Source organism: Streptomyces sp. NPDC025793 (assembly GCF_055558375.1).
Genome location: NZ_JBVHMR010000021.1, coordinates 1 through 25,896, shown reverse-complemented (window position 1 = coordinate 25,896; position 25,896 = coordinate 1). Strand labels below are relative to the sequence as shown.

Here is a 25,896-nt window from a genome sequence, read left to right as displayed (position 1 = left end):
CGTTTCCCCAGGTCAGAGCGATTGTCAGTGGCCGGGTGCAGGATGGACGCATGGTCAGCTCCGCACACCGAGCCCTCGACGGCTTCTCACCCGCGACCCGCGGCTGGTTCACGGGGGCGTTCTCCGCGCCCACCGCGGCCCAGGCGGGTGCGTGGCAGGCCATCGGTGCGGGCTCGGACGTGCTGGTGGTGGCCCCGACCGGCTCCGGCAAGACGCTGGCCGCGTTCCTCGCCGCCCTGGACCAGCTGGCCTCGTCCCCGCCCCCGGCCGACGCGAAGAAGCGCTGCCGGGTGCTGTACGTGTCACCGCTGAAGGCCCTCGCGGTCGACGTCGAGCGCAATCTTCGCAGCCCGCTGACCGGTATCCGCCAGGAGTCCGTGCGCCTGGGCCTGCCCGAGCCCGAGGTCAGGGTGGGCATCCGCTCCGGCGACACCCCTGCCGCCGAGCGCCGCGCGCTGGCAACGCGTCCGCCGGACATCCTGATCACCACTCCCGAGTCGCTGTTCCTGATGCTGACCTCGGCCACGCGTGACGCGCTGACGGGCGTGGAGACGGTGATCCTGGACGAGGTACACGCGGTCGCGGGCACCAAGCGCGGCGCACATCTCGCGCTATCCCTGGAGCGGCTGGACGAACTGCTGTCGAAGCCGGCGCGCCGGATCGGCCTGTCGGCGACGGTCCGCCCGGTCGACGAGGTGGCCCGCTATCTCTCGCCGCGCCGCAAGGTGGAGATCGTCCAGCCCGAGTCGGGCAAGGAGTTCGACCTGTCGGTAGTCGTCCCGGTGGAGGACATGGGCGAGCTGGGCGGCTCCCCGGCGGCCGACGCGGCCGAGGGCGGCGAGCGGCCGTCGATCTGGCCGCAGGTGGAGGAGCGGATCGCCGACCTGGTCCAGTCGCACCGCTCCACTATCGTCTTCGCGAACTCCCGGCGCCTCGCGGAGCGCCTGTGCAACCGGCTCAACGAGATCGCGTACGAGCGCGTGACCGGCGAGCCCCTGGCGGAGCACCACGCCCCCGCGCAGCTGATGGGCGGCTCGGGCGCCGCCCAGGGCGCTCCCCCGGTGATCGCCCGCGCGCACCACGGCTCGGTCTCCAAGGAGCAGCGCGGCCTGGTCGAGGAGGACCTCAAGGCGGGCCGGCTGCCCGCGGTGGTCGCCACGTCCAGCCTGGAGCTCGGCATCGACATGGGCGCTGTCGACCTCGTCGTCCAGGTCGAGTCCCCGCCCTCGGTGGCCTCCGGGCTCCAGCGCGTCGGCCGCGCGGGACACCAGGTGGGTGCCGTCTCCACCGGTGTCGTCTTCCCCAAGTACCGCGGAGACCTCGTCCAGGCGGCCGTGGTCACCGAGCGGATGCGCACGGGCTCGATCGAGTCCCTGAGGGTGCCCGCGAACCCGCTGGACGTGCTCGCCCAGCAAGTGGTCGCCATGACGGCCCTGGACACCTGGCAGTTCGACGACCTGCTCGCCACGGTCCGCCGCGCGGCCCCGTTCGCGTCGCTGCCCGAGTCGGCGTTCACGGCGGTCCTCGACATGCTCGCGGGCCGTTATCCGTCGGACGCGTTCGCGGAGCTGCGCCCGCGCGTCGTGTGGGACCGTGTGACCGGCGAGATCACCGGCCGCCCGGGGGCCCAGCGCCTCGCCGTCACCTCCGGCGGCACGATCCCCGACCGGGGTCTGTTCGGAGTCTTCCTCGCCGGCTCCGACCCCAAGAAGGGCGGCGGCCGGGTCGGCGAGCTGGACGAGGAGATGGTGTACGAGTCCCGGGTGGGCGACGTCTTCACCCTGGGCACCAGCTCCTGGCGCATCGAGGACATCACGCGCGACCGCGTCCTGGTCTCCCCCGCTCCCGGAGTGCCCGGCCGCCTCCCCTTCTGGAAGGGCGACCAGCTGGGCCGTCCGCTCGAACTGGGCCGCGCGGTGGGCGCGTTCCTGCGCGAGGTCGGCTCGCTGCCCAAGGACGACGCGCGGCTGCGCCTGCTGGCGGCGGGGCTGGACACCTGGGCGGCGGACAACGTGCTGTCGTACCTGGACGAGCAGCGCGAGGCGTGCGGCCATGTCCCGGACGACCGCACGATCGTCGTGGAGCGCTTCCGCGACGAGCTGGGCGACTGGCGGGTCGTCGTCCACTCCCCCTTCGGCGCCCAGGTCCACGCCCCCTGGGCCCTCGCCCTCGGTGCCCGCCTGTCCGAGCGGTACGGCATGGACGCCCAGGTCATGCACGCCGACGACGGCATCGTGCTGCGTCTGCCCGACGCCGATCTGATGGGCCTGGACCTGCTCGACCAGGCGCCCGTGAAGACCGGCACGGAGTACGACAGCGAGCAGGCGCCCGTCGGCGCGGCGGACGTCGCCTTCGACAAGGGCGAGGTCGACCAGGTCGTCACCGACCAGGTCGGCGGCTCCGCCCTGTTCGCCTCCCGGTTCCGTGAGTGCGCCGCGCGCGCGTTGCTGCTGCCGCGCCGCAACCCCGGCAAGCGCACCCCGCTGTGGCAGCAGCGCCAGCGCGCGGCCCAACTGCTCCAGGTGGCGAGCGAGTTCGGTTCGTTCCCGATCGTCCTGGAGGCGGTCCGCGAATGCCTCCAGGACGTCTTCGACGTCCCCGGGCTCGTCGAGCTGATGGGCGACATCGAGTCCCGCAAGGTCCGTCTGGTCGAGGTCACCACGCCGGAGCCGTCCCCGTTCGCCCGCTCCCTCCTCTTCGGGTACGTCGCCCAGTTCCTGTACGAGGGCGACTCCCCGCTCGCCGAGCGCCGGGCCGCCGCGCTGTCCCTGGACTCCCGGCTGCTGGCCGAGCTGCTGGGCCAGGCGGAGCTGCGCGAGCTGCTCGACGCCGAGGTACTGACCGAGCTGGAGCGCGAGCTCCAGTGGCTCACGGAGGACCGCCGGGCCAAGGACGTGGAGGGCGTGGCCGACGTGCTGCGGCTGCTCGGCCCGCTGACCGACGCCGAGCTGGTCGCGCGGGGCGCGGATCCGCACTGGGTGCGGGAGCTGAGCGGGGCCCGCCGGGCCATCAAGGTCCGGATCGCCGGCGCCGACCAATGGGCGGCGATCGAGGACGCGGGCCGGCTGCGGGACGCGCTCGGCACGGCGCTGCCGGTCGGTGTGCCCGAGGCCTTCACCGAGCCGGTCAAGGACCCGCTCGGCGACCTCCTCGCCCGCTACGCCCGTACACACGGCCCGTTCACGTCGGCCACGGTGGCGGCCCGCTTCGGCCTGGGCGTCGCGGTGACCGAGGGCGCCCTGCACCGGCTCGCGGCGGGCGGCCGGGTCGTACAGGGCGAGTTCCACCCGGCAGGCATCGGCCAGGAGTGGTGCGACGCGGCCGTACTGCGCCGTCTGCGCCGCCGCTCCCTGGCGGCGCTGAGACACGAGTTGGAGCCCGTGCCCCCCGCCGCGCTCGCGCAGTTCCTGCCGCAGTGGCAGCACATCGGCAAGGGCCACGGGGTGCGCGGGATCGACGGACTGGTGCGCGCCGTCGAGCAGTTGCAGGGCGCATCCGTGCCCGCCTCCGCGCTGGAGAAGCTGGTCCTGCCCTCCCGCGTGGCGAACTACACGCCCGCGATGCTCGACGAACTGACCGCCGCCGGTGAGGTGGTGTGGGCCGGTGCGGGCGCCCTGCCCGGCAAGGACGGCTGGGTCTCCCTCTATCTGGCCGACGCGGCCCCCCTGCTCCTCCCACCGCCGCACCCCCTGGAGCTGACCGCGCTCCACCAGTCCGTCCTGGACACGCTCTCCGGCGGTTACGGCCTGTTCTTCCGCCAGATCGCCGACCAGGTGCGGGCCACCACCCATCCCGACGTCACCGACCCCCAGTTGGCCGACGTGCTCTGGGACCTGGCCTGGTCCGGACGGCTCACCAACGACACCCTCGCCCCGATGCGCTCCCTGCTGGGCTCGGGCCGTACGGCGGGTTCGACCGCGCACCGCGCCAAACGGTCGGTCCCGCGCGGGCGTTACGGCTCCCTGACGGCCGCCGCCCGTCCCGCCTCCCGCTCGGGCCCGCCGACCGTCGCCGGCCGCTGGTCGCTGCTGCCCACGGCGGAGCCGGACGCCACCGTGCGCGCCCACGCACTGGCCCGCACCCTGCTGGACCGACACGGCGTGGTCACGCGCGGGGCGGTCGCGGCGGAGGGTATCGAGGGCGGCTTCTCGGCGGTGTACCGGGTGCTGTCCGCCTTCGAGGAGAGCGGCCAGGCACGCCGCGGTTACGTGGTCGAGGGCCTGGGCGCCGCCCAGTTCGCCATGGACGGCGCGGTGGACCGCCTGCGCGCAGTGGCGAACGCCCGCGACCGGAGCGAGGGTCTGCCCTCCCCGGCCCACCGGAGCGGCTCCCTCCAGAACGGCTCCTTCCGGAAGGGCTTCCCGGGATTCCCAGACGGTCTCGGCGCCGGCGACGTCGCGCCCCACGACCACACCCTCTTCGATGCCTTCGACGGCACGGACGGCGGATTCGCCCACCCCGGCCTCGACGGCGACTTCGCGTGGCCGCCGGCGGACCCCCCGCCCGCCCCCGGCGAGTACGTCTCCCCTCGCGACCTGGCCGACCCCTTCGCCTCCCCCGGCCACGGTGGCCCCCGAGGCGGCACCACGGCCTACGGCTCACCCGCGAACCGGGGCCACGGCGGCCGTCGTACGGGCTCGTCGGCACCCGACCCACGGGCCGTGGTCCTCGCCGCGGCCGACCCCGCCAACGCCTACGGCGCCGCCCTCGCCTGGCCGGAGTCGCCGACCGGGGCCGGGCACAAGCCGGGCCGCAAGGCGGGCTCGCTGGTCGTCCTCGTGGAGGGCGAGTTGACGCTGTACATGGAGCGCGGCGGAAAGACCCTGCTCGCCTGGCCCGCCACCCCGGACACCCCGGCACCCGAGGACCCCCGCCTGCGTACGGCGGCCGAGGCCCTGGCCGCAGCGGCCCGCGCGGGCTCGCTCGGCACGGTCACCGTCGAGCGGATCAACGGCGCCCCGGCCCTGACCTCGCCGACCGGCACCCTGCTGGAAGGAGCGGGCTTCGTGGCGACGCCACGCGGCCTGCGGCTGAGAGCGTGACAGCGGCCGTGCCCCCGCCGTACCGCACCGTGGCACCCTGGACGCATGCCCGAAGGTGACACGGTCTGGCAGGCCGCGCGGCGGCTGCACGAGGCCCTCGCGGGCAAGGCACTGGCCGTCAGCGACTTCCGGGTGCCGAGGTACGCGACGGTCGACCTCACCGGCCGCACGGTGCTCGGCACACTCCCGCGCGGCAAACACCTGCTCACCCGCTTCGAGGGCGGCCTGACCCTGCACACCCATCTGCGGATGGAGGGGGCCTGGAAGGTGTACGGCACGGGCGAGCGCTGGCGGGGCGGTCCGGCGCACCAGATCCGCGTGGTCCTCGGCACCGCCGACCGCACGGCCGTGGGCTACCGCCTCCAGGTCCTGGAACTGCTGCGCACACGGGAGGAGGAACGGGTGGTCGGCCATCTCGGCCCCGACCTGCTCGGTCCGGACTGGGACCCCGAGCGCGCCCTCGCCAACCTCCTCGCCGACCCCGCCCGTCCGCTCGGCGAGGCCCTGCTCGACCAGCGCAACCTGGCCGGTATCGGCAACATCTACAAGAGCGAGCTGTGCTTCCTGCTCGGGGTGACCCCCTGGCTGCCCGTCGGCGCCCTGCCCGCGGACCGCGCGCAGAAGCTGCCGCCGCTCGCCAGAAGGCTGCTGGAGGCGAACCGTGACCGCCCGGTCCGCCAGACCACGGGCCTGCACCGCCACGACCTGTTCGTCTACGGCCGCGCACCCCGCCCCTGCCTGCGCTGCCGCACCCCCGTCCGCGAGGCCGACCAGGGCGACGGCTCCCGGGCCCGCCCCACCTACTGGTGCCCCACCTGCCAGACGGGCCCCGCGCCTTCCGCCGGCCCGCCGCAACGCCGCCCGGCCCGCGGCCCCCACCACCCCGGCTGACGCCACACCCACGCCCCACCTCACTCATCCGGTCACCGGCCGATCCCCGCCATCTAATTGACGGTCCGTCAGAAATGCTCGTACGGTCGCTTCATGGCCCTCACGGCGTACGACCTCACCGGACGGACCGCGTTCGTCACCGGAGCCGCCGGCGGCATCGGCCGGGCCGCCGCCGTTCTGCTCGCCGAGGCGGGCGCGACGGTGCACTGTGCCGACCGGGACCCGGACGGACTGCAGGGCACGGCCACGCTGGTCAAGAACCGTGGCGGCACGGCCGTCGTGCACGTCCTGGACGTGACCGACCGGGCCCGGCTCGCCGAGGCCGTACGGTCCTGCGGGCGCCTGGACGTGATGGCGGCGATCGCCGGGATCATGCACAGCAGCCCCGTGCTGGAGACCCGCGACGAGGATCTCGACCGGGTCCTGAACGTCAACTTCAAGGGCGTGCTGTACGCATGCCAGGAGGCCGCCCGCCTGATGCTCGCCCAGGACGTCCGGGGCAGCATCGTCACGATGGCGTCGGGCGCGGTCGACACGGGCGGTCCGGGGCTGCTCTGCTACGGCGCCGCCAAGGCCGCCGTGGTCCAGCTGACCAAGACCCTCGCCACCGAGGTCGGCCGGCACGGCATCCGGGTCAACGCGGTCGCTCCGGGCTGGATCCGCACCCCCATGACCGAGCGCCACGACCGGGAGGCACAGGCGCACACCGAGGGCACGATGGCCCGGTTGGCGCCCCTCGGCCGGGTCGGCGAGCCGGACGACGTGGCGCACGCTGTGCTCTATCTGGCGTCGGACGCCTCGGCGTTCACGACGGGTCAGATACTTCGCCCGAACGGGGGTGTGGCGATGCCCTGGTGACGTCTCCTGCCCGCCAGGCCGCCGCCCAGCGTCCCGTCCGCACCGCTCCGGCCGCCTGCCCCTGGGGCACACAGTGCACGGGCAGTACGCTCAGCCCCCACCCGCCGACCACGACGGCCCCCTCCAGCACACCCGAACCCTGCCCCAGCACGAGCCGCAGCCCGGCCCACCACCACACGGCCGTGAGTCCCAGCCCGAGCGCCCAGCGCACTGTCCGCGCCACCATGGCCGCCACCACCTCCTGCGCGACGCTAGACCGCCGCCCGCCCGGCGCGGGAGGCGCACTGAGGGCTCATGGATGCAGCACCCCAGGCGACACGCCCGGCACAGGGCAACCACACGGCGCGGGACGCCGAACCCCGGCCGACCGCTTACGCGTTCTCCGCCTGGAACATCCAGTGATGCTTCTCCAGATCCGCGGTGACCCCGATGAAGATGTCCTGGGAAACGGGGTCCGGCTCCCCCGTCGCCGCCACCCGCTCCCGCATGCGGGTGATCACCGCGCCGAGCGCGTCCACCATCGCCCTGACCGCGTCGCCGTCCTTGATCCAGCCCGCCGGAGTGGCGCCGATGCCGCTGCCCGAGGCGACCGAGGCAGCGCGCCCGTCGGGCGGGACACCGAGGGCCGAGGCCCGCTCCGCCACCGTGTCGGAATGGGTGCGCGCGGAGGCGACGACCTCGTCGAGCTGGAGGTGGATGGACCGGAAGCGGGGTCCGACGACGTTCCAGTGGATCTGCTTGGCGACCAGTGACAGGTCCACCAGGTCGACGAGGGCACCCTGGAGCGCCTCGGACACGGTCTTCAGGTCCGCGTCGGCCAACGGGCTCTTCACGACGTACATCCGTCTTCCTCCGGTGCTTCGGCGCGGTCACGTCTCTCCCACCATGACCGCACCCCACACATCGGGCAAATGGACGCATGGCCGGACACGAACGACAGAAGCCCCGGTCGGCTCCCCCAGGTGTCCCTGGAGCAGCCGGCCGGGGCTTCACTCGTCTTCGGACGGCTAGGCCACGCGCGCGAACCTCACGCGGCGACCACGTCCACAGCCTCCGCGGGCGCCTTGATGGTCACCCGTTCCGGTGGCACACCGGTCACCGACACCGAACCCAGCATCGGACGGACCGGCGCGGGTACGGGCTCGGTGGCCGCGGCGGACTGGGCCAGCTCGGCGAGCGCCAGCTCGTCGCTCACCTCTCGCATGAGTTCCGACATCCGTACGTCCAGCGCGTCGCAGATGGCGGAGAGCAGCTCGGAGGAAGCCTCCTTCTGCCCCCGCTCCACCTCGGAGAGATAGCCGAGTGAGACTCGGGCGGACGAGGAGACTTCGCGCAGAGTACGGCCCTGGCGTTGGCGCTGCCGACGCAGCACGTCACCCAGCAGGCGACGGAGCAGAATCATCGGTGGCTCCCTCCTCGGACCGCGTAGCCGCATCCTTCTCGCCCCACCGTACCGCCTCGCGCTGCGGCCGTGCGGGGAGCGATGTCGTGTTCACTCAGGGCTGCAAACATCAAAACCCCCCGTTCCGTTCCGTATCCTGTGCCCGCTCATTCCCGGTCTGTTCGCCCGCAAGCTGCTCAAGCAGCAGTGCGAGTACGCTCCGTACACTCTCCATACGAATTTCCGCACGGCTGCCGTTCAACCGCAGAGCCTCCACTTTTCCGCCACCGGCAGAACCAGCACGGCCGGTGACGGGCCCGTCGGCCGCGACGAACACCGTCCCGACGGGCTTGCCGTCCTGCGGGTCGGGCCCGGCGACCCCGGTGGTAGCGATGCCCCAGTCGGCACCGAGAGCCTTGCGCACTCCGGCCGCCATCTGGGCCGCGACCTGCGGATCCACCGCACCCTGCCGTGCCAGCAGGGCGGGGTCGACACCGAGCAGCTCGTGCTTCAGCTCCGTGGCGTAGGCGGTGACCGAACCCCGGAACACCTTGGAGGCTCCGGGGACTCCCGTGATCTCCGCCGCCACCAGACCACCGGTGAGCGACTCGGCGACGGCGAGGCTCTCGCCCCTCACCGTCAGTAGTCGCACCAGTTCGGTGGCCGTGGAACTCACGATTCCTCATCCTCCAACGCTGCCGCACGCTCGGCGATTCCCTGGCGGCGCAGCACAATGGCTTGTCTTACGTAGTCGAGACCGGTGACGACAGTGAGGACGACCGCCACGGCCATCACCCAGAACCTCAGAGTCGCCAGCCACCCCGTCAGTGCCAGGACGTACATCCCGACGGCGACGCCCTGGGTGAGCGTCTTGAGCTTGCCGCCCCGGCTGGCGGGGATCACGCCGTAGCGAATGACCAGAAAACGCAGCAGTGTGATGCCGAGTTCCCTGCCGAGGATCACCGCGGTGACCCACCAGGGCAGATCGCCCAGGGCCGACAGACAGACGAGCGCCGCCCCCATGATCGCCTTGTCGGCGATGGGGTCGGCGATCTTCCCGAAGTCTGTGACCAGGTTGTAGGTGCGCGCCAGATGCCCGTCGAACAGGTCGGTGATCATGGCGATGGCGAAGGCCGCCCAGGCCAGCGAGCGCCAGGCCGGGTCGTAGCCGCCGTCCGCCAGCATCAGCGCCACGAAACCCGGCACCAGGACCAGCCGGAGCATCGTCAGCAGATTGGCGACGTTCCAGACACTCGCCTGGTTGACGGCCGCGGCCGTGATCTTCCCGCCGCGCGCGGGCTTGCCGCCGCTGCCGCTGTCGGGACCTGGGGCAGAACCGGAGACCTCGGACCGTACGCCGTCGGCAGCGGCGGCGGGACCCCGGGCGCCCTGCGCACCGGAGGAGCCGCCCGCGGCGGATGCCGGGACTCCGGTCATCTGCCCGCCTCCTCACTACACGCGAGCGAACCGGCCAGCGGCTCGGCCACCAGGTCGACACCTTCCGTACCGACCACCTTCGCCTCGACCATACGTCCGACACCCAGGCCCTCGCCGCTCGTGAGCAGCACCTGGCCGTCGGTCTCGGGCGCCTGGTGCGCGGCACGGCCGTAGACGCCCTCTTCCTCGTCCACGGACTCGACCAGGACGCGCACGCTTTCGCCGACGCGCTCCTCGGCGCGCTGCGAGACCAGTTCCTCGGCCAGCCGGGAGATGTGCGCGAGCCGCTCGGCGACGACGTCCTCGTCGAGCTTGTGCTCGTACGTCGCCGCCTCCGTGCCCTCCTCGTCGGAGTACCCGAAGACACCGATGGCGTCCAGGCGGGCGCCGGTCAGGAAGCGCTCCAGCTCCGCCAGGTCGGCCTCGCTCTCGCCGGGGAAGCCGACGATGAAGTTCGAGCGCACGCCCGCCTCGGGGGCCTTGGAGCGGATCGTGTCGAGCAGCTCCAGGAAGCGGTCGGTGTCGCCGAAGCGGCGCATCGCGCGCAGCACGTCCGGCGCGGAGTGCTGGAAGGACAGGTCGAAGTACGGGACGACGTTGGGGGTCGAGGTCAGGACGTCGATGAGCCCCGGGCGCATCTCGGCCGGCTGGAGGTAGCTCACCCGCACCCGCTCGATGCCGTCGACCTCGGCCAGCTCCGGCAGCAGGGACTCCAGCAGGCGGATGTCGCCCAGGTCCTTGCCGTAGGAGGTGTTGTTCTCGGAGACCAGCATGATCTCCTTCACGCCCTGCTCGCCCAGCCAGCGCGCCTCGTTCAGCACGTCGCTCGGGCGGCGTGAGATGAAGGAGCCGCGGAAGGACGGGATGGCGCAGAACGAGCAGCGGCGGTCGCAGCCGGAGGCGAGCTTGACCGAGGCGACCGGGGAGCCGTCCAGCCGGCGGCGCAGGGGCGCGCGCGGGCCGGACGCGGGGGCGAGGCCCTCCGGGAGGTCGGCCGGGCCATGGCCGGGCAGCGCGACGGCGGCGGCCGATTCCTGCCGCTCGGCCGGGCTGATCGGCAGCAGCTTGCGACGGTCCCGCGGGGTGTGGGAAGCATGGATGCCGCCGGACAGGATGGTCTGGAGGCGGTCGGAGATGTCCGCGTAGTCGTCGAAGCCGAGCACGCCGTCGGCCTCGGGCAGCGCCTCGGCCAGCTCCTTGCCGTACCGCTCGGCCATGCAGCCCACCGCCACGACGGCCTGGGTTCTTCCGTGGTCCTTGAGGTCGTTGGCCTCCAGGAGGGCGTCGACGGAGTCCTTCTTCGCGGCTTCGACGAAGCCACAGGTGTTGACCACGGCGACGTCGGCGTCCGCGGCGTCCTCGACGAGCTGCCAGCCGTCCGCCTCCAAACGGCCTGCGAGCTCCTCGGAATCCACCTCGTTACGAGCGCAGCCGAGAGTGACGAGTGCGACGGTACGGCGTTCAGGCATGGGCTCAAGACTACTTTGTCTCACTGACAGCCCACGTCGACGGGGTTGGCCGATCTTGGCCAACCCCGTCACATCTGCGATCCGGCGGGACCGGTCAGCCCGCCACCGGGTCACCCTTCGTGTAGGTGAGGCGCTCCACGGCGCCCGGCTGGAACTTGTCGTCGATCTTCTTGCCGTTGACGTACAGCTCGATCGCGCCGGCGTCGCCGAGGATCAGGTTGATCTTGGAACTGTCCTGGAAGGTCTTGGACTCGCCCTTCTTCAGCAGCCCGTCGAACAGCATCCTGCCGTTGTGGTCCTTGGCGTTGATCCAACTGCGCCCGTTCGGCGCGCTGACCTGCACGGTCACCTTGTCCTGCGGGGCCGCGGCGATGGCGCTGTCGGAGGGCTCGGTGCTCGGCGCGGCGGGCTTGTCCTTCGTCGGAGTGGGCGAGGCGGACCTGGTCGTGGACGGCGAGGTGCCCTCGGCGACCTGCGTCTTGGAGTCGTTTGCGCCACTGCCGCTCTTGAGCGCGGTGAAGCCGACGAAGCCGATCACGACGACGATCGCGGCGACCATGGCAGCGGTCCAGTTCGGCCCGCGCCGCTCGGGCCGGATCCGCTCCGCCTCGAACAGAGGTGCGGCAGGGGTGGGTGCGGGGCGGCCGCCGTGGTCGGCGTCGTACTGGGCGATCAGCGGCGTGGGATCCAGGTGGACGGCCTTGGCCAGCGTGCGGATGTGCCCGCGCGCGTACACGTCACCGCCGCAGGGGGCGAAGTCGTCCGCCTCGATGGCGTGCACGATGGCGATACGGACCCGAGTGGCACTGCTGACGTCGTCCACGGTGAGCCCGGCCGCGATCCGCGCCTGCTGGAGAGCGCGGCCCACGGAGACACGGGCTTCCTGGGACTCGTCTGGGAACGGACGCTCGTCTTCAGGGGAGTTGCCGATGGACACGGGGGCGCCTTTCGAGCGTGTGAGCCACCTGTGCTGGAGGTTCAGTCTAGGGGGGTACGAAAGGTTGGGGCGACAGGGCGGTGCTATTTGTACGCCATCAGAACAACCGCTCATCCCAATGGCGGGACGGACACGTCCCCGGGCCCGGGGTCCGCGGCTGCCCTTTCGCTCAACTTGACGTACCGCAAAGGGAAACGGTTGCCCGCCGATCTCTAACGGGTGGATCACGGCGTGGCCGCCACCCGGCCCAACCCGCATCGGGCGGGCGGCCCCCCACGCCTTTACCCCTAAGACTCCCCGCGAATCAGCGCGAGCACGCCGTCCAGCTCGTCGGGCTTCACGAGAACGTCACGCGCCTTGGAGCCCTCGCTGGGCCCCACGATGTTGCGGGACTCCATGAGGTCCATGAGCCGCCCGGCCTTGGCGAAGCCCACGCGCAGCTTGCGCTGGAGCATGGAGGTCGACCCGAACTGCGTGGAGACGACCAGCTCGGCCGCCTGGCACAGCAGGTCGAGGTCGTCGCCGATGTCCTCGTCGATCTCCTTCTTCTGCTTGGTGCCCACGGTGACGTCGTCCCGGAAGACCGGCGCCATCTGGTCCTTGCAGTGCTGCACGATGGCCGCGACCTCGGCCTCGGTGACGAACGCGCCCTGCATACGGGTCGGCTTGTTCGCCCCCATCGGCAGGAACAGGCCGTCGCCCTTGCCGATCAGCTTCTCGGCGCCCGGCTGATCGAGGATGACCCGGGAGTCGGCCAGCGAGGAGGTGGCGAAGGCCAGCCGGGAGGGCACGTTGGCCTTGATCAGACCGGTGACCACGTCGACCGAGGGGCGCTGGGTGGCGAGCACCAGGTGGATGCCGGCCGCGCGCGCGAGCTGCGTGATGCGCACGATCGAGTCCTCGACGTCCCGCGGCGCGACCATCATCAGGTCGGCCAGCTCGTCCACGATCACCAGCAGGTACGGATACGGCTGGAGCTCGCGCTCGCTGCCCTCCGGCGGCTTGACCTTGCCGTCGCGGACGGCCTGGTTGAAGTCGTCGATGTGCCGGTAGCCGTAGGCCGCGAGGTCGTCGTAGCGCAGGTCCATCTCGCGGACGACCCACTGAAGCGCCTCGGCGGCCCGCTTGGGGTTGGTGATGATCGGCGTGATCAGGTGCGGGATGCCCTCGTACGCGGTCAGCTCGACGCGCTTGGGGTCGACCAGGATCATCCGGACGTCCTCCGGGGTCGCCCGGATCATGACCGAGGTGATCAGGCAGTTGATGCAGGACGACTTGCCGGAGCCGGTGGCGCCCGCGACCAGCATGTGCGGCATCTTCGCCAGCGAGTGCATCACGTACCCGCCCTCGACGTCCTTGCCGAAGGCGACCAGCATCGGGTCGTCGTCCTCGGCGGACTCCGCGAGCCGCAGCACGTCGCCGAGGTTGACCATCTCCCGGTCGGTGTTCGGGATCTCGATGCCGACCGCGGACTTGCCCGGGATGGGGCTGATGATCCGCACGTCCGGGCTGGCGACCGCGTACGCGATGTTCTTGGTCAGGGCGGTGATCCGCTCGACCTTCACTGCGGGGCCGAGCGCCACCTCGTAGCGGGTGACCGTCGGGCCGCGGGTGAAGCCCGTGACGGCCGCGTCGACCTTGAACTCGGAGAAGACCTGGGTGAGCGAGGCGACGACCGCGTCGTTGGCCTCGCTGCGCGCCTTGCCGGGGCCGCCGCGGGTGAGGAGGTCCAGGGAGGGCAGCGCGTACGTGATGTCCCCGGCGAGCTGGAGCTGCTCCGCGCGCGGGGGCAGATCGCGGGGCTCCTCGGGGGCCTTCTTGGTCAGGTCGGGAACGGTCCCGGCCGTGAGCTTCTCCTGCTTGGGGCGCGCGGCCGGCACCGGCGAGGGCGCGGGAGCCGGGGCGGGCTCGGGCTCGGGCGTCGGCACCGGGGTGGTCTCTTCGCGCCCGCCCGTGCCGACGCCCTGGGTGAGGTCGGCGACCAGAGGGGACGGCGGCATGCCGTGCAGCACCGCGCCGTCGAGCGCGGCAGCGGCGGCCGCCGCGACGTCCACAGCGTCCATCTGGCGCTGCGGATCCGGTTGGGGCACCGCGGAACGCCTGGGACGCCCGCGACGCCGCGAGAGGGCCTCTTCCTCGGCGCTGTCGGGGTCGTACGGCTGGGGGGCGGCAGAGCGGCTGCGCGGGCGCGCGGGCAGCGCCTCGCGCCACTGCTCGTCGTAGCGCTCGTCGTCCTCGGTGAAGTCCTCGGCCTCGTGGTCGTGCAGCACGCCCAGGCGTACGCCGAGCGTGCGAAGGCGCTGCGGGATGGCGTTGACGGGGGTGGCGGTCACCACCAGCAGACCGAAGATCGTCAGCAGCGCCAGCAGGGGTACGGCGAGCACGTCGGTCATGGTGTACGTCAGCGGGGTCGCCGCCGCCCAGCCGATGAGGCCGCCGGCGTCCCTTATCGCCTGCATGCCGTCGGCGCGCGCGGGCGAGCCGCAGGCGATGTGGACCTGCCCGAGCACGCCGATGACGAGCGCGGACAGACCGATCACGATCCGCCCGTTGGCCTCCGGCTGCTCCGGGTGGCGGATGAACCGTACGGCGATCACCGCGAGCAGTATCGGCACCAGCAGGTCGAGCCGGCCGAAGGCGCCGGTGACGAGGATCTCCACGAGATCGCCGACGGGGCCCTTCAGGTGGGCCCAGGTGCCGGCGGCGACGATCAGCGCGATACCGAACAGCAGCAGCGCGATGCCGTCCTTGCGGTGCGCCGGGTCGAGGTTCTTCGCGCCCCGCCCTATGCCGCGGAAGACGGCGCCGACGGCGTGCGCGACGCCGAGCCACAGGGCGCGCACAAGCCGGTACACGCCCCCGGTGGGGCTGGGTGCCGGCTTCGGCGGCGCGGCCTTCTTCGCCGGCGCCTTCTTGGCGGGCGCCTTCCTGGCCGGGGCCTTCTTCGCTGCGGCCTTCCTCGCCGGAGCCTTCGCGGGAGCCGCCGCCTTCTTGGCGGTCTGCTTCTTGGCTGCGGAGGGACGTGAGGCCATGGGTGTGAGGTTACCGGGGGAGACGACAGGGGACACGTGTGCCCACATCTTCACCCGTTCGTGTCGCCCTTGCGGGGACTCGGAACTGACGTGTGCTCATGGGCAACCGGTGCCCGGGATCACGTCAGTTCTGCGCCGACACCGACGGACCGCCGGCACCGGCGCCCGGTTCCAGGGCGTCGAGTGCGCGGCGCAACCCGGTGAGTTTGCGCTCCAGATGGGCCGCCGTGGCCACCGCGGCCGCGTCCGCCGAGTCGTCGTCCAGCTGCTTGGACAGCGCCTCGGCCTGCTCCTCGACGGCCGCGAGCCGCGCCGACAGCTCCGCGAGCAGCCCGGCCGACTCCTTGCCGCCGCCGACCGCGCCCTTGCCGCCGCCCTCCAACTGGAGCCGCAGCAGCGCCGCCTGCTCACGCAGCTGGCAGTTCTTCATGTACAGCTCGACGAAGACCGAGACCTTCGCGCGCAGCACCCACGGGTCGAACGGCTTGGAGATGTAGTCCACCGCGCCTGCCGCGTAGCCCCGGAAGGTGTGGTGCGGGCCGTGGTTGATCGCCGTGAGGAAGATGATGGGGATGTCCCGCGTCCGCTCCCGCCGCTTGATGTGTGCGGCCGTCTCGAAACCGTCCATGCCAGGCATCTGGACGTCCAGCAGAATGACCGCGAAATCGTCCGTGAGCAGTGCCTTGAGCGCTTCCTCCCCGGACGATGCCCGCACCAGCGTCTGATCGAGCGCCGAGAGGATCGCCTCCAGCGCCAGCAGATTCTCCGGCCGGTCATCGACCAGGAGGATCTTGGCCTTCTGCACCATGGCCCGCCCTCCTCGCCCCGGCGGTACACCGGGCGCCGCCCCAGGGGACGACTCCCTATCGCCGCCCGTCCTTGTGCCGGTCATCGTAGCCGCACCCCGCCCGTCGCCACACCCTGTCACCGCGATGTCACTGTGCACGTAGCGGAAACGCCTCGGAGGCCCGGATGGTTCCCGGAATCCGGCATTCCCATACGCGCACAGCTCTCTCGGGCCCTACCTTCGCAGCCGCCCCACAGGGGCAACTCCCGACGCCCGCCAGAGGTTCCCCGGGTATTCACATCCCGGTGAACCTCTTTTCGCGTCACCTCGCGTCCGAGGGTCACCTCGCGCCCATCCACTGCTGCATCACGGCCAGCAGGTGGTCAGGGTCGACCGGCTTGGTCACGTAGTCCGAGGCACCCGACTCGATCGCCTTCTCCCGGTCGCCCTTCATGGCCTTCGCCGTCAGCGCGATGATCGGCAGGCCGGCGAACTGCGGCATCCTGCGGATCGCCGTGGTCGTCGCATACCCGTCCATCTCCGGCATCATGATGTCCATCAGTACGACCGCCACGTCGTCGTGCTGCTCCAGCACCTCGATGCCCTCGCGGCCGTTCTCGGCGTACAGCACCGAGAGACCGTGCTGCTCCAGCACGCTGGTCAGCGCGAACACGTTGCGGATGTCGTCGTCGACGATCAGCACCTTCTCACCGCCGAACTGCACCACGTGCGCGGGGTGCGCCGTGCCCTCGTGTTCGAGGGCCGACCAGCGCTCCGCCCTCAGCTCACCCTGCGGCAGGGCGCGCCGCCGGCGCCGGAAGAGCGCCGCGGGGCCGTTCTGCGTCTCGCGGTACGACTTCACCTCGGCCGGCGTCTCGATCTCCACCGCGGACAGCTCCGAGGACGGCTCCGCCTCCGAGGCCAGCAGCTCGCCCGCCCCCAGCGGGGGCACGGACTGCTGGTAGCCCTGAGGCGGCAGTTCGCTCGGGTGCAGCGGCAGATACAGGGTGAACGTCGAGCCGCGACCCGGCTCGCTCTGCGCGTGGATCTCACCGCCGAGCAGCTGCGCGATCTCCCGCGAGATCGACAGGCCCAGGCCGGTGCCGCCGTACTTGCGGCTGGTCGTGCCGTCCGCCTGCTTGAACGCCTCGAAGATCACCCGCATCTTGCTGGCCGCGATGCCGATTCCCGTGTCCGTCACCGAGAACGCGATCAGCGGCGCCTCCGGATCGGTCAGCGCACCGGCCTCCAGCAACTGCTCCCGGATGCCCACCGGCACGTCCGCGCCGGCCGGCCGGATCACCAGCTCCACCGAACCCGAGTCGGTGAACTTCACCGCGTTCGACAGCAGGTTGCGCAGCACCTGAAGCAGCCGCTGCTCGTCGGTGTGCAGGGTCGCGGGCAGCTCCGGGGAGACCCGTACGGACAGGTCCAGGCCCTTCTCCGCGGTCAGCGGGCGGAAGGTGGCCTCCACGTAGTCCACGAGCTGCACGAGCGCGATACGCGTCGGCGACACGTCCATCTTGCCCGCCTCGACCTTCGACAGGTCGAGGATGTCGTTGATGAGCTGGAGCAGGTCCGAACCGGCGCCGTGGATGGTCTCGGCGAACTCGACCTGCTTCGGCGAGAGGTTGCCCTCGGCGTTGTCGGCGAGCAGCTTGGCCAGGATCAGCAGCGAGTTCAGCGGGGTGCGCAGCTCGTGCGACATGTTGGCGAGGAACTCGCTCTTGTAACGCATCGACACCGCGAGCTGCTCGGCGCGCTCCTCCAGAACCTGGCGGGCCTCCTCGATCTCGGTGTTCTTCACCTCGATGTCGCGGTTCTGCCGGGCCAGCAGCTCTGCCTTCTCCTCCAGTTCGGCGTTGGAGGCCTGCAGCGCCTTCTGCCGGTTCTCCAACTCGGCCGACCGCTCGCGCAGTTGCTCGGTCAGCTCCTGCGACTGCTTCAGCAGCAGCTCGGTCTTGGTGTTGACCGAGATGGTGTTGACGCTCGTCGCGATCATCTCGGCGATCTGGTTGAGGAAGTCCTTCTGGATCTGCGTGAACGGCGTGAAGGAGGCCAGCTCGATGATGCCGAGCACCTTGCCCTCGAACAGCACCGGCAACACGATCACCTGCGCGGGCGGGGCCTCGCCGAGCCCGGAGGAGATCTTCAGATAGCCGCTCGGCGCGTCCGACACCAGGATCGTGCGCTTCTCCTCGGCGGCCGTGCCGACCAGCGCCTCGCCGGGCCGGAACGACGTCGGCATCGAGCCCATCGAGTAGCCGTACGAACCCAGCATCCGCAGCTCGTAGTTGTCCTCGCCGTTGCCCACGGCCTTGCCCTCGACCATCGGCATGGCCAGGAAGAACGCCCCGTGCTGCGCGGACACCACCGGCGTCAGCTCGCTCATGATCAGCGACGCCACGTCCTCCAGGTCGCGGCGGCCCTGCATGAGGGCGGAGATCCGGGCCAGGTTGCCCTTGAGCCAGTCCTGCTCCTTGTTGGCGATCGTGGTGTCGCGCAGGTTGGCGATCATCTTGTTGATGTAGTCCTGGAGTTCCTGGATCTCGCCGGACGCGTCCACGTCGATCTTCAGGTTCAGGTCGCCGCGGGTCACCGCGGTCGCCACGCGCGCGATGGCCCGCACCTGCCGGGTCAGGTTCCCAGCCATCTCGTTCACCGACTCGGTCAGGTCCCGCCAGGTGCCGTCGACGTCACGCACGCGTGCCTGGCCGCCCAGCTGCCCCTCGGTGCCCACCTCACGCGCCACGCGCGTGACCTCCTCGGCGAAGCTTGAGAGCTGATCAACCATCGTGTTGATCGTCGTCTTCAGCTCAAGGATCTCGCCGCGGGCGTCAATGTCGATCTTCTTGGTCAGGTCACCCTTGGCGATGGCCGTGGTGACCATGGCGATGTTGCGCACCTGACCGGTCAGGTTGGACGCCATCTGGTTCACGGACTCGGTGAGGTCCTTCCAGGTGCCGGCCACACCCGGGACGTGGGCCTGGCCGCCCAGGATGCCGTCCGTACCCACCTCGCGGGCCACCTTGGTGACCTGGTCGGCGAACGAACTCAGGGTCTTCACCATGGTGTTGATGGTGTCGGCGAGCTGCGCCACCTCACCGCGCGCCTCGATCGTCACCTGCCGCGTCAGGTCGCCGTTGGCGACGGCCGCGGAAACCTGCGAGATGTTGCGCACCTGCATGGTCAGGTTGTTGGCCATCAGGTTGACGTTGTTGCTCAGGTCCTTCCAGATGCCGGTGACGCCCGGCACGTGCGCCTGGCCGCCCAGGATGCCCTCGGTGCCCACCTCACGGGCCACTCGGGTCACCTGCTCGGCGAAGCTGGACAGTTGATCAACCATGGTGTTGACCGTCGTGACCAGCTCAAGAATCTCACCCTTGGCGTCAACAGTGATCTTCTTGGACAGGTCGCCCTTGGCCACCCCCGTCGTGACCTCGGCGATGTTGCGCACCTGGATCGTCAGGTTGTTCGCCATGAAGTTCACGGACTGCGTGAGGTCCTTCCAGGTGCCGGAGACGCCCTGCACCTCGGCCTGACCGCCGAGGATGCCCTCCGTGCCCACCTCACGGGCCACCCGGGTGACCTCCTCCGCGAACGACGACAGCTGGTCGACCATCGTGTTCAGGGTGTTCTTCAGCTCCAGGATCTCTCCGCGCGCGTCCACGGTGATCTTCTGGGAGAGGTCACCGCGGGCCACCGCCGTGGCGACCTGCGCGATGTTGCGCACCTGGGCCGTCAGGTTGCCGGCCATGCCGTTCACGGAGTCCGTCAGGTCCCGCCACACGCCGGCCACACCGGGCACCTGCGCCTGGCCGCCGAGGCGCCCCTCGGTCCCCACGTCCCGGGCCACCCGGGTGACCTGGTCGGCGAAGGCGGACAGCTGATCAACCATCGTGTTGATCGTGTTCTTCAGCTCAAGGATCTCACCGCGCGCGTCGACGTCGATCTTCTGCGACAGGTCACCCCGCGCCACCGCCGTCGTCACCTGGGCGATCTGCCGTACCTGCGAGGTCAGGTTGCCGGCCATGAAGTTGACGGAGTCCGTCAACTCCTTCCACGTGCCCGACACGCCGTCCACCCGGGCCTGACCGCCCAGCCGGCCCTCCGTGCCCACGTCCCTGGCCATCCGCGTGACCTGGTCGGCGAAGCTCGACAGCTGGTCCACCATCGTGTTCACGGTGTTCTTCAACTGGAGCATCTCGCCGGAGACGTCGACGGTGACCTTCTGCGAGAGGTCGCCGTTCGCCACCGCCGTGGTCACCTGGGCGATGTTGCGCACCTGGCCGGTGAGGTTGCGGAATGCAGTGTTGACGGAGTCCGTCAAGTCTTTCCATGCACCGGCGGCACCGGGAACCTGTGCCTGACCGCCCAGTTCACCCTCGACACCGATCTCCCGCGCGACACGGGTCACTTCGGCACCGAACGCCGACAGCTGGTCCACCATCCCGTTGACGGTGTTCTTCAGCTCCAGCATCTCGCCGGCCACGTCCACCGTGACCTTCTGCGACAGATCACCACTGGCCACGGCGGTCGTCACGGCGGCGATGTCCCGCACCTGAGTCGTCAGGTTCCGGAAGACCGTGTTGACCGAGTCCGTCAGGTCCTTCCAGGTCCCGGCCGCGCCCGGCACGTTCGCCTGACCGCCGAGCCGCCCCTCCGCGCCGACCTCGTTCGCCACGCGCGTGACCTCGTCCGCGAAGATGCGCAGCGTCTCGGTCATCTGGTTGATCGTCTCGGCCAGCTGCGCGACCTCACCGCGCGCCGGAACCGTCACCTTCTGCGACAGATCACCGTTCGCGACGGCGGTCGTGACCTGCGAGATCCCCCGCACCTGCGCGGTCAGGTTGCCCGCCATCGTGTTGACGGAGTCGGTCAGCTCCTTCCACACACCGGCCACCTCGGGCACCTGCGCCCGGCCGCCCAGGATGCCCTCGGTGCCCACCTCACGGGCCACGCGCGTGACCTCGGAGGAGAAGGCCGACAGCTGGTCCACCATCGTGTTGACGGTGTTCTTCAGCTCCAGCATCTCGCCGGCCACGTGGACGGTCACCTTGCGTGACAGATCACCCTTGGCGACCGCCGTGGTCACCAGCGCGATGTCCCGCACCTGCGCCGTCAGCCGGTCGGCCATCGTGTTGACGGACTCCGTCAGGTCCTTCCACGAACCCGACATCCCGCGCACCCGGGCCTGCCCGCCGAGCTTGCCCTCGGTGCCGACCTCGCTGGCCACGCGCGTGACCTCGTCGGTGAACGTCGACAGCTGGTCCACCAGGTTGTTGACGGTACGCCCGACCTTCAGGAACTCGCCGCGCAGCGGATGCCCGGCACCGTCGTCCGGCGCCTGCGTGCGCAGCTCCATCCGCGGCGACAGATCACCCTCGGCGACCGCCGTCAGCACCCGGCTGACCTCCGACACCGGCCAGACGAGATCGTCGACCAGCGCGTTGGAGGCGTCGATGGCGGTCACCCACGAGCCCTCGCAAGCCCCCGTCTCCAGCCGCTCCGTGAGTTTTCCCTCACGCCCCACCATGCGCCGTACCCGGGACAGCTCCCCGGTCAGATGCATGTTCCGGTCGGCCACCTCGTTGAAGACGGCGGCGATCTCCGACATCACGCCGTCACCGGACACGGTGAGCCGTTTGCGGAAGTTTCCGTCACGCATCGATACGAGAGCCGCCAGCAGCCGGTTCAGGGCAGCCGTGTCCACGGCGGTGGTGCCGCCGCTCCTGCCCAGGGACGGTCCGCCTTTCGCGCGCGTCTTCGTGCCACGCGTCGCCGCGCCAGACTCCACTGTGTCCCTCCCGGAGGGGTAGACCGCTACTGCCGTGCTCTGCCGCTTCGGCACCGGTCGCCGGTCATCGGCATACCGGATACTTCCGCGTATCCATTACTGCTGCGTATTTCTGCCAGATGAGATCCGGCCGCACCAGAGGCTGCTGCCCGCCGTACACGGAACACACGCAACCCGACCCGACCTTCATCAGAAGCTTGCCCAGTGTTTCACCCAGGCCGAACCAGGCCATAACAGTTCGGCAGCTTCGCACATCGCCCGCACACCGTGGGGGGTAATCACCGGCGACCGGCATCCGCACGGACGGCGAAGGTAAGTAACCTTGCATCCGGCTGTCCAGCCGCACCGGTCCGACCGGCCTGGGCGGTGGCACGAGCACGAGGGGCATCGGAGGGGCGGCCGCAGACCATGACCACCGGAGTCATCCCCGGGGGACAGCCCCCGGAGCCACAGCCGACGGGCGAGCTGCTGCCCCAGCAGCGAAGCGAGCCGGCCGGCCATGCTGCCCTGCACGTCGACAACCGGCCGAGGAGTTCTGTGATCACCGCGCGCGCGGCCGCCACGTTCGAGCCCGTCGGGCGGTCCGTCGCGACCGCCCGGTCCTTCGTCCGCGACACGCTCCAGGGCTGGGGCTTCGCCGACATCGTCGACGACGCCGTCGTCCTCACCAGCGAACTGGTGACCAACGCGGTCGTCCACGCGGGCACACACGCGGACGTCCTGTGCCTGCGCACCGACGACGGCGCGCGCATCGAGGTCTCCGACCACTACCCCGAGCGCGAGGTCCCCCTCCAGAGCGCCGCCGCCACGATGGGCAGCCCCGACCGCGAGGGCGGCCGCGGCCTCCAGCTGTGCGCGGCCCTCGCCGCCCGCTGGGGCGTGGACTACACCCCCACCCACAAGAACGTCTGGTTCCAGCTCAATCTCCCCCAGCGCCCGGTCGGCACCCGCTCCGCCGGGCCGTCCCTGCCCGCCGAGCTGCTGCCGCTGGCCGACGGCCGGGTCCGGGTCGCCGTCCTCCAGGTCGACCGAAAAGGCTCCCTCACCGCCTGGAACGAGGACGCCGAGGAACTCTTCGGCTACCCCGCGTCCGAGGTCATCGGCAGGCCTCTCACCGAACTCGCTGCCTGGCCGCACACCCCGGGCACCAGCACAGGCGTCGCCGAGGCCCTCCAGCTCTCCCGCTGGGAGGGCAGTTACGGCATCCGCGGCGCCGACGGCCGCGTGACCCCGGTCTACGCCTCACACCTCCGGGTCCGCGACACCGGCGGCGAGCCCTCCACCGTGTGCCTCCTGGTACGGGACCACGAGCGCGCCGTCCTCCAGACGCCGCTGCGCGTCCCGGCAAGCGACCAGAATCAGCCCTCCGACGGCCCGAACGCCGACCCCTTCGAGGTGTTCATCGGCTCCCCCGCCCCGGACGACCTCGACGGTCTGCTCCAGCGCACGGTGGAACGCGCGCGTGACATGCTCGACGGCGACTCCGCCTTCCTGCTGCTGGCCACCGACGACGAGACCGAGCTGGAGGTCCGCGCCTCGACCGGCCTGCCCTCCGCCCGCCAGCGCTTCGCGCGCGTGCCCGTCGAGGCCGGCCCCGGACGCTACGGCTCCGCGCGCATGCCCGCCGTCCACGACGACCTGACGGCCGTACCCGGCGCCGTACCCCTCCTGTCCGGCACCGGCATGCGCTCGGTCGTCACGGTCCCGCTCAAGGTCGAGGGCCGCCTCACCGGCTCCCTCGGCGTCGCCGCCGAGGGAGCCGGCAGATACTCCAACGAGGAGGCGCTGCGCCTCCAGTTCGCCGCCGACCGCATCGCCCTGGCCGTCGAGTCGGCTCGCCTCGGCGAACTGGAACGCCTGCGCCGCGGCTCCCTCAGCTTCCTCGTCGAAGCCTCCGACCTGCTGGCCGGCACGCTCGACCGCGACCAGACGCTGGCCCTCATGGCCCAGATGACGGTCCCGACCCTGGCCACCTGGTGCGCCGTCTACACGATCGCCGACCAGGCCTCGGACCCCTATCTGTCCTACGTCCTGCACGAGGACGAGGAACTCATCGACGGCATCAAGTCATTGCTCTCGAAGATCGCCCCGCCCGACCCGGTGCCGACCCCCGGCGCCCGCGTGTGGACGGTCCCCGCCGAGGTGGCCCACCAAGCGGCCCTGCGCACCTCCATGCGCACCCTCGGCCTGTCCGGCAGCCCCACCCACCGGATCTCCTCCAGCATCGGCCCGACCCTGGCCACCGCCTCCGCGGTCGGCGGCGAGACGGTCGTCCTGCCGCTCGTCGCCCGCAACCGCGTCATCGGCATGCTCGTCCTCGGCAAGCCCACCGACGAACACTTCCGCCAGGAAATCCTGGAACTGGCCGAGGACCTGTCCCGCCGGGCCGCACTCGCCCTCGACAACGCCCGCCTGTACTCGGAGCGCACGGCCATCAGCCAGGCCCTCCAGCGCAGCCTCCTGCCGCCCGGCACCCCGCATATCGACGGCGTCGAGGTGGAGGTCATCTACCGCGCGGCCGGCGAGGGCAACGAGGTCGGCGGTGACTTCTACGACCTCTTCCCGATCGGCAACGGCGCCTACGGCTTCGCCATCGGCGACGTCTGCGGTACGGGCCCCAACGCCGCGGCGGTCACCGGCCTCGCCCGGCACGCCCTGCGCCTGCTCGCGCGCGAAGGCCTCTCCGGCCCCGCGGTCCTGGAGCGCCTGAACTCGGCCATCCTCGACGAGGGCGACCGCAGCCGCTTCCTGACCCTCCTCTACGGCGAGATGCGCCTTCAGGAGGACGGCAGCGCGGAGCTGAAGGTGGTCTGCGCCGGCCACCCGCTCCCGCTGCGCCTGCGCCAGGACGGCACGGTGGTCGCGGCAGCCGAACCCCAGCCGCTGCTCGGCGTCATCGAGGACCTGGAGCTGTACGAGGAGACCGTCACCCTCGATCCGGGCGACGTTCTGCTCTGCGTCACGGACGGCGTCACCGAACGCCGCGAGGGCACGCGCATGCTGGGCGACGACGGCCTCGCCGACGTCCTCACCACGTGCACGGGCCTGACGGCCGGAGCGGTCGCGGCCCGCATCATGCGCGCCGTGGAACGCTTCGCGTCCGACGCTCCGTCGGACGACATGGCGATTCTGGCGATGCGGGTCCCGGGAATTCACCAGGAGGCATGAGGCCTTGAGGTCTCAAGGCCTTGAGGACATGAAAAAGGGCCCCACCCGAGAGGGTGGAGCCCTTTTCTGCTGGAGCCCCCAAACGGAATCGAACCGTTGACCTTCTCCTTACCATGGAGACGCTCTGCCGACTGAGCTATAGGGGCCTGTCCTTTTCGAGGTTTCCCTCGCGGCGACGAAGAAACTGTACCCCGAACCGGCCCGGGTTCCCAAATTCGTTCGGGAGCCGTTCAGAAGGCGGGCTGGAGCAGACCTCCGAGCGCGTTGCACGCCGAAACGATGCGCTGCATCTCCCGCTTGGTGAGCGTGGCGTCGACGGGCAGCGCGAGCGTCTCGTCGGCCGCGAGCTCGGTCTCGGGCAGCGACACGCACCGCCGGAACTCCGGCAGCCGGTGCACCGGCGTCTTCACGGGCACCCGGCACTCAACTCCCTTGGCCCGCAGGGCCCGTGCGAAGGCGTCCCGGTCCGGCCGGCCGTTCCCCGGCACCCGCACCACGTACTGCTGATACGTGTGCCCGTCGCCCCCGTCCGGCGTCCGTACGCCCTTGAGCTTGGCATCCAGGTAGGCGGCCCGCTGCCGACGCTGCGCTATCTCGTCGTGCGGTGCCTCGGACTCGCCCTGCTCCAGCATGAGCAGGCCCTGCCGCTGCCCCAGCGCGTGCAACCGCCCGATGTCGGCCCGCCGTCCGAAGCGATGCACGGCAACGACCGCCGCAGTACGCGAAGTTACGGCCGCCTCGACGGCACCGGGATCGATGCAGTACGTCAACGGGTCTATGTCGGCGAACACCGGGAGCGCGCCGGCCAGGGTCACGGCCTCGGCGACTTCGACGTTCCCGAAGGCCGGTACGACGACCTCGTCACCGACTCCGACACCCGCGGCCCTGAGCATTGCAGCAGTTCCCATGTGCTGGATGTTCGGCGCGCAACATGAACGACACGTTAAGTGAACGGTAAAAAGGCCGGACCCCGAACCGAAGTTCAGGATCCGACCTTTTTGGAAGAATTGTTCGGCGGCGTCCTACTCTCCCACAGGGTCCCCCCTGCAGTACCATCGGCGCTGTGAGGCTTAGCTTCCGGGTTCGGAATGTAACCG

At 71.0% G+C, this 25,896-nt stretch carries 14 protein-coding genes, 1 tRNA gene and 1 rRNA gene; 4 read left to right on the top strand and 12 right to left on the bottom strand.

The genetic code is table 11. The annotated features are described in order from the left end of the window. The first annotated feature begins 50 nt into the window (after positions 1-50). The 3 genes from ACZ4MF_RS31745 (at position 51) to ACZ4MF_RS31735 (ending at position 6,791) form a co-directional block, all read left to right on the top strand. The gene (locus ACZ4MF_RS31745) at positions 51-5,042 is read left to right on the top strand and encodes an ATP-dependent helicase (RefSeq protein WP_467495559.1); all 4,992 of its coding nucleotides are present in this window, start codon (positions 51-53) and stop codon (positions 5,040-5,042) included. A gap of 45 nt (positions 5,043-5,087) precedes the next feature. Next, positions 5,088-5,933 (top strand): Fpg/Nei family DNA glycosylase, encoded by an 846-nt coding sequence (locus tag ACZ4MF_RS31740; RefSeq protein WP_467495557.1) that lies wholly within the window; start codon positions 5,088-5,090, stop codon positions 5,931-5,933. Positions 5,934-6,026: 93 nt separating this feature from the next. Further along, complete coding sequence (locus tag ACZ4MF_RS31735; protein ID WP_467495555.1) at positions 6,027-6,791, top strand: SDR family NAD(P)-dependent oxidoreductase; 765 nt, start codon at positions 6,027-6,029, stop codon at positions 6,789-6,791. Between the two features lie 371 nt (positions 6,792-7,162). Here ACZ4MF_RS31735 and ACZ4MF_RS31730 read toward each other — a convergent pair whose 3' ends face one another. The 9 genes from ACZ4MF_RS31730 to ACZ4MF_RS31690 all read right to left on the bottom strand — a co-directional run bounded on the left by ACZ4MF_RS31730 (position 7,163) and on the right by ACZ4MF_RS31690 (position 21,631). Beyond that, positions 7,163-7,633: a Dps family protein gene (locus ACZ4MF_RS31730; RefSeq protein ID WP_071383380.1), complete on the bottom strand. Its 471-nt coding sequence runs from the start codon at positions 7,631-7,633 to the stop codon at positions 7,163-7,165. A gap of 185 nt (positions 7,634-7,818) precedes the next feature. Then, positions 7,819-8,193, bottom strand: coding sequence for a helix-turn-helix domain-containing protein (locus ACZ4MF_RS31725; protein ID WP_030947329.1), 375 nt, complete (start codon positions 8,191-8,193; stop codon positions 7,819-7,821). A 109-nt stretch (positions 8,194-8,302) separates the two neighbouring features. Then, positions 8,303-8,848, bottom strand: coding sequence for a CinA family protein (locus ACZ4MF_RS31720; protein ID WP_356033570.1), 546 nt, complete (start codon positions 8,846-8,848; stop codon positions 8,303-8,305). Then, a complete protein-coding gene (pgsA, locus tag ACZ4MF_RS31715) occupies positions 8,845-9,609 on the bottom strand; it encodes a CDP-diacylglycerol--glycerol-3-phosphate 3-phosphatidyltransferase (RefSeq protein ID WP_467495551.1) in 765 nt (254 codons plus the stop codon). Before pgsA ends, ACZ4MF_RS31720 begins: the two co-directional genes overlap by 4 nt. Next, on the bottom strand, positions 9,606-11,078 hold the full coding sequence (gene rimO / locus ACZ4MF_RS31710; protein WP_467495549.1) for a 30S ribosomal protein S12 methylthiotransferase RimO: 1,473 nt from the start codon (positions 11,076-11,078) through the stop codon (positions 9,606-9,608). Before rimO ends, pgsA begins: the two co-directional genes overlap by 4 nt. Positions 11,079-11,172: 94 nt before the next feature. Then, entirely contained in the window at positions 11,173-12,015 is an 843-nt protein-coding gene (locus tag ACZ4MF_RS31705; protein ID WP_356033562.1) for a helix-turn-helix domain-containing protein, read from the bottom strand. A gap of 287 nt (positions 12,016-12,302) precedes the next feature. Next, positions 12,303-15,047, bottom strand: coding sequence for a DNA translocase FtsK (locus ACZ4MF_RS31700; protein ID WP_467495547.1), 2,745 nt, complete (start codon positions 15,045-15,047; stop codon positions 12,303-12,305). A gap of 124 nt (positions 15,048-15,171) precedes the next feature. Then, positions 15,172-15,855, bottom strand: coding sequence for a response regulator (locus tag ACZ4MF_RS31695; RefSeq protein WP_467495545.1), 684 nt, complete (start codon positions 15,853-15,855; stop codon positions 15,172-15,174). A gap of 319 nt (positions 15,856-16,174) precedes the next feature. Continuing rightward, a complete protein-coding gene (locus ACZ4MF_RS31690; RefSeq protein ID WP_467495542.1) occupies positions 16,175-21,631 on the bottom strand; it encodes a HAMP domain-containing protein in 5,457 nt (1,818 codons plus the stop codon). 408 nt (positions 21,632-22,039) lie between these two features. Between ACZ4MF_RS31690 and ACZ4MF_RS31685 the strand changes: the two genes are divergently transcribed. Then, positions 22,040-24,799, top strand: a complete 2,760-nt coding sequence (locus ACZ4MF_RS31685; RefSeq protein ID WP_467495541.1) for a SpoIIE family protein phosphatase — start codon at positions 22,040-22,042, stop codon at positions 24,797-24,799. Between the two features lie 70 nt (positions 24,800-24,869). Here the strand turns inward: ACZ4MF_RS31685 and ACZ4MF_RS31680 are convergent. The 3 genes from ACZ4MF_RS31680 to rrf all read right to left on the bottom strand — a co-directional run. Next, a tRNA-Thr gene (locus ACZ4MF_RS31680) sits at positions 24,870-24,945 on the bottom strand. A gap of 84 nt (positions 24,946-25,029) precedes the next feature. Beyond that, positions 25,030-25,692, bottom strand: a complete 663-nt coding sequence (locus ACZ4MF_RS31675; protein WP_358658226.1) for a DegT/DnrJ/EryC1/StrS family aminotransferase — start codon at positions 25,690-25,692, stop codon at positions 25,030-25,032. Positions 25,693-25,808: 116 nt separating this feature from the next. After that, positions 25,809-25,896, bottom strand: a 5S ribosomal RNA gene (rrf, locus tag ACZ4MF_RS31670); the annotation flags it as partial.

What these genes read in the sequence shown, in the direction of transcription:
- pgsA (WP_467495551.1), bottom strand. Translation starts at nt 9,609, where the DNA reads ATGACCGGAGTCCCGGCATCCGCCGCGGGCGGCTCCTCCGGTGCGCAG.
- ACZ4MF_RS31685 (WP_467495541.1), top strand. Translation starts at nt 22,040, where the DNA reads ATGACCACCGGAGTCATCCCCGGGGGACAGCCCCCGGAGCCACAGCCG.
- ACZ4MF_RS31745 (WP_467495559.1), top strand. Translation starts at nt 51, where the DNA reads ATGGTCAGCTCCGCACACCGAGCCCTCGACGGCTTCTCACCCGCGACC.
- ACZ4MF_RS31695 (WP_467495545.1), bottom strand. Translation starts at nt 15,855, where the DNA reads ATGGTGCAGAAGGCCAAGATCCTCCTGGTCGATGACCGGCCGGAGAAT.
- ACZ4MF_RS31735 (WP_467495555.1), top strand. Translation starts at nt 6,027, where the DNA reads ATGGCCCTCACGGCGTACGACCTCACCGGACGGACCGCGTTCGTCACC.
- ACZ4MF_RS31740 (WP_467495557.1), top strand. Translation starts at nt 5,088, where the DNA reads ATGCCCGAAGGTGACACGGTCTGGCAGGCCGCGCGGCGGCTGCACGAG.
- ACZ4MF_RS31700 (WP_467495547.1), bottom strand. Translation starts at nt 15,047, where the DNA reads ATGGCCTCACGTCCCTCCGCAGCCAAGAAGCAGACCGCCAAGAAGGCG.
- ACZ4MF_RS31675 (WP_358658226.1), bottom strand. Translation starts at nt 25,692, where the DNA reads ATGCTCAGGGCCGCGGGTGTCGGAGTCGGTGACGAGGTCGTCGTACCG.
- ACZ4MF_RS31730 (WP_071383380.1), bottom strand. Translation starts at nt 7,633, where the DNA reads ATGTACGTCGTGAAGAGCCCGTTGGCCGACGCGGACCTGAAGACCGTG.
- rimO (WP_467495549.1), bottom strand. Translation starts at nt 11,078, where the DNA reads ATGCCTGAACGCCGTACCGTCGCACTCGTCACTCTCGGCTGCGCTCGT.
- ACZ4MF_RS31725 (WP_030947329.1), bottom strand. Translation starts at nt 8,193, where the DNA reads ATGATTCTGCTCCGTCGCCTGCTGGGTGACGTGCTGCGTCGGCAGCGC.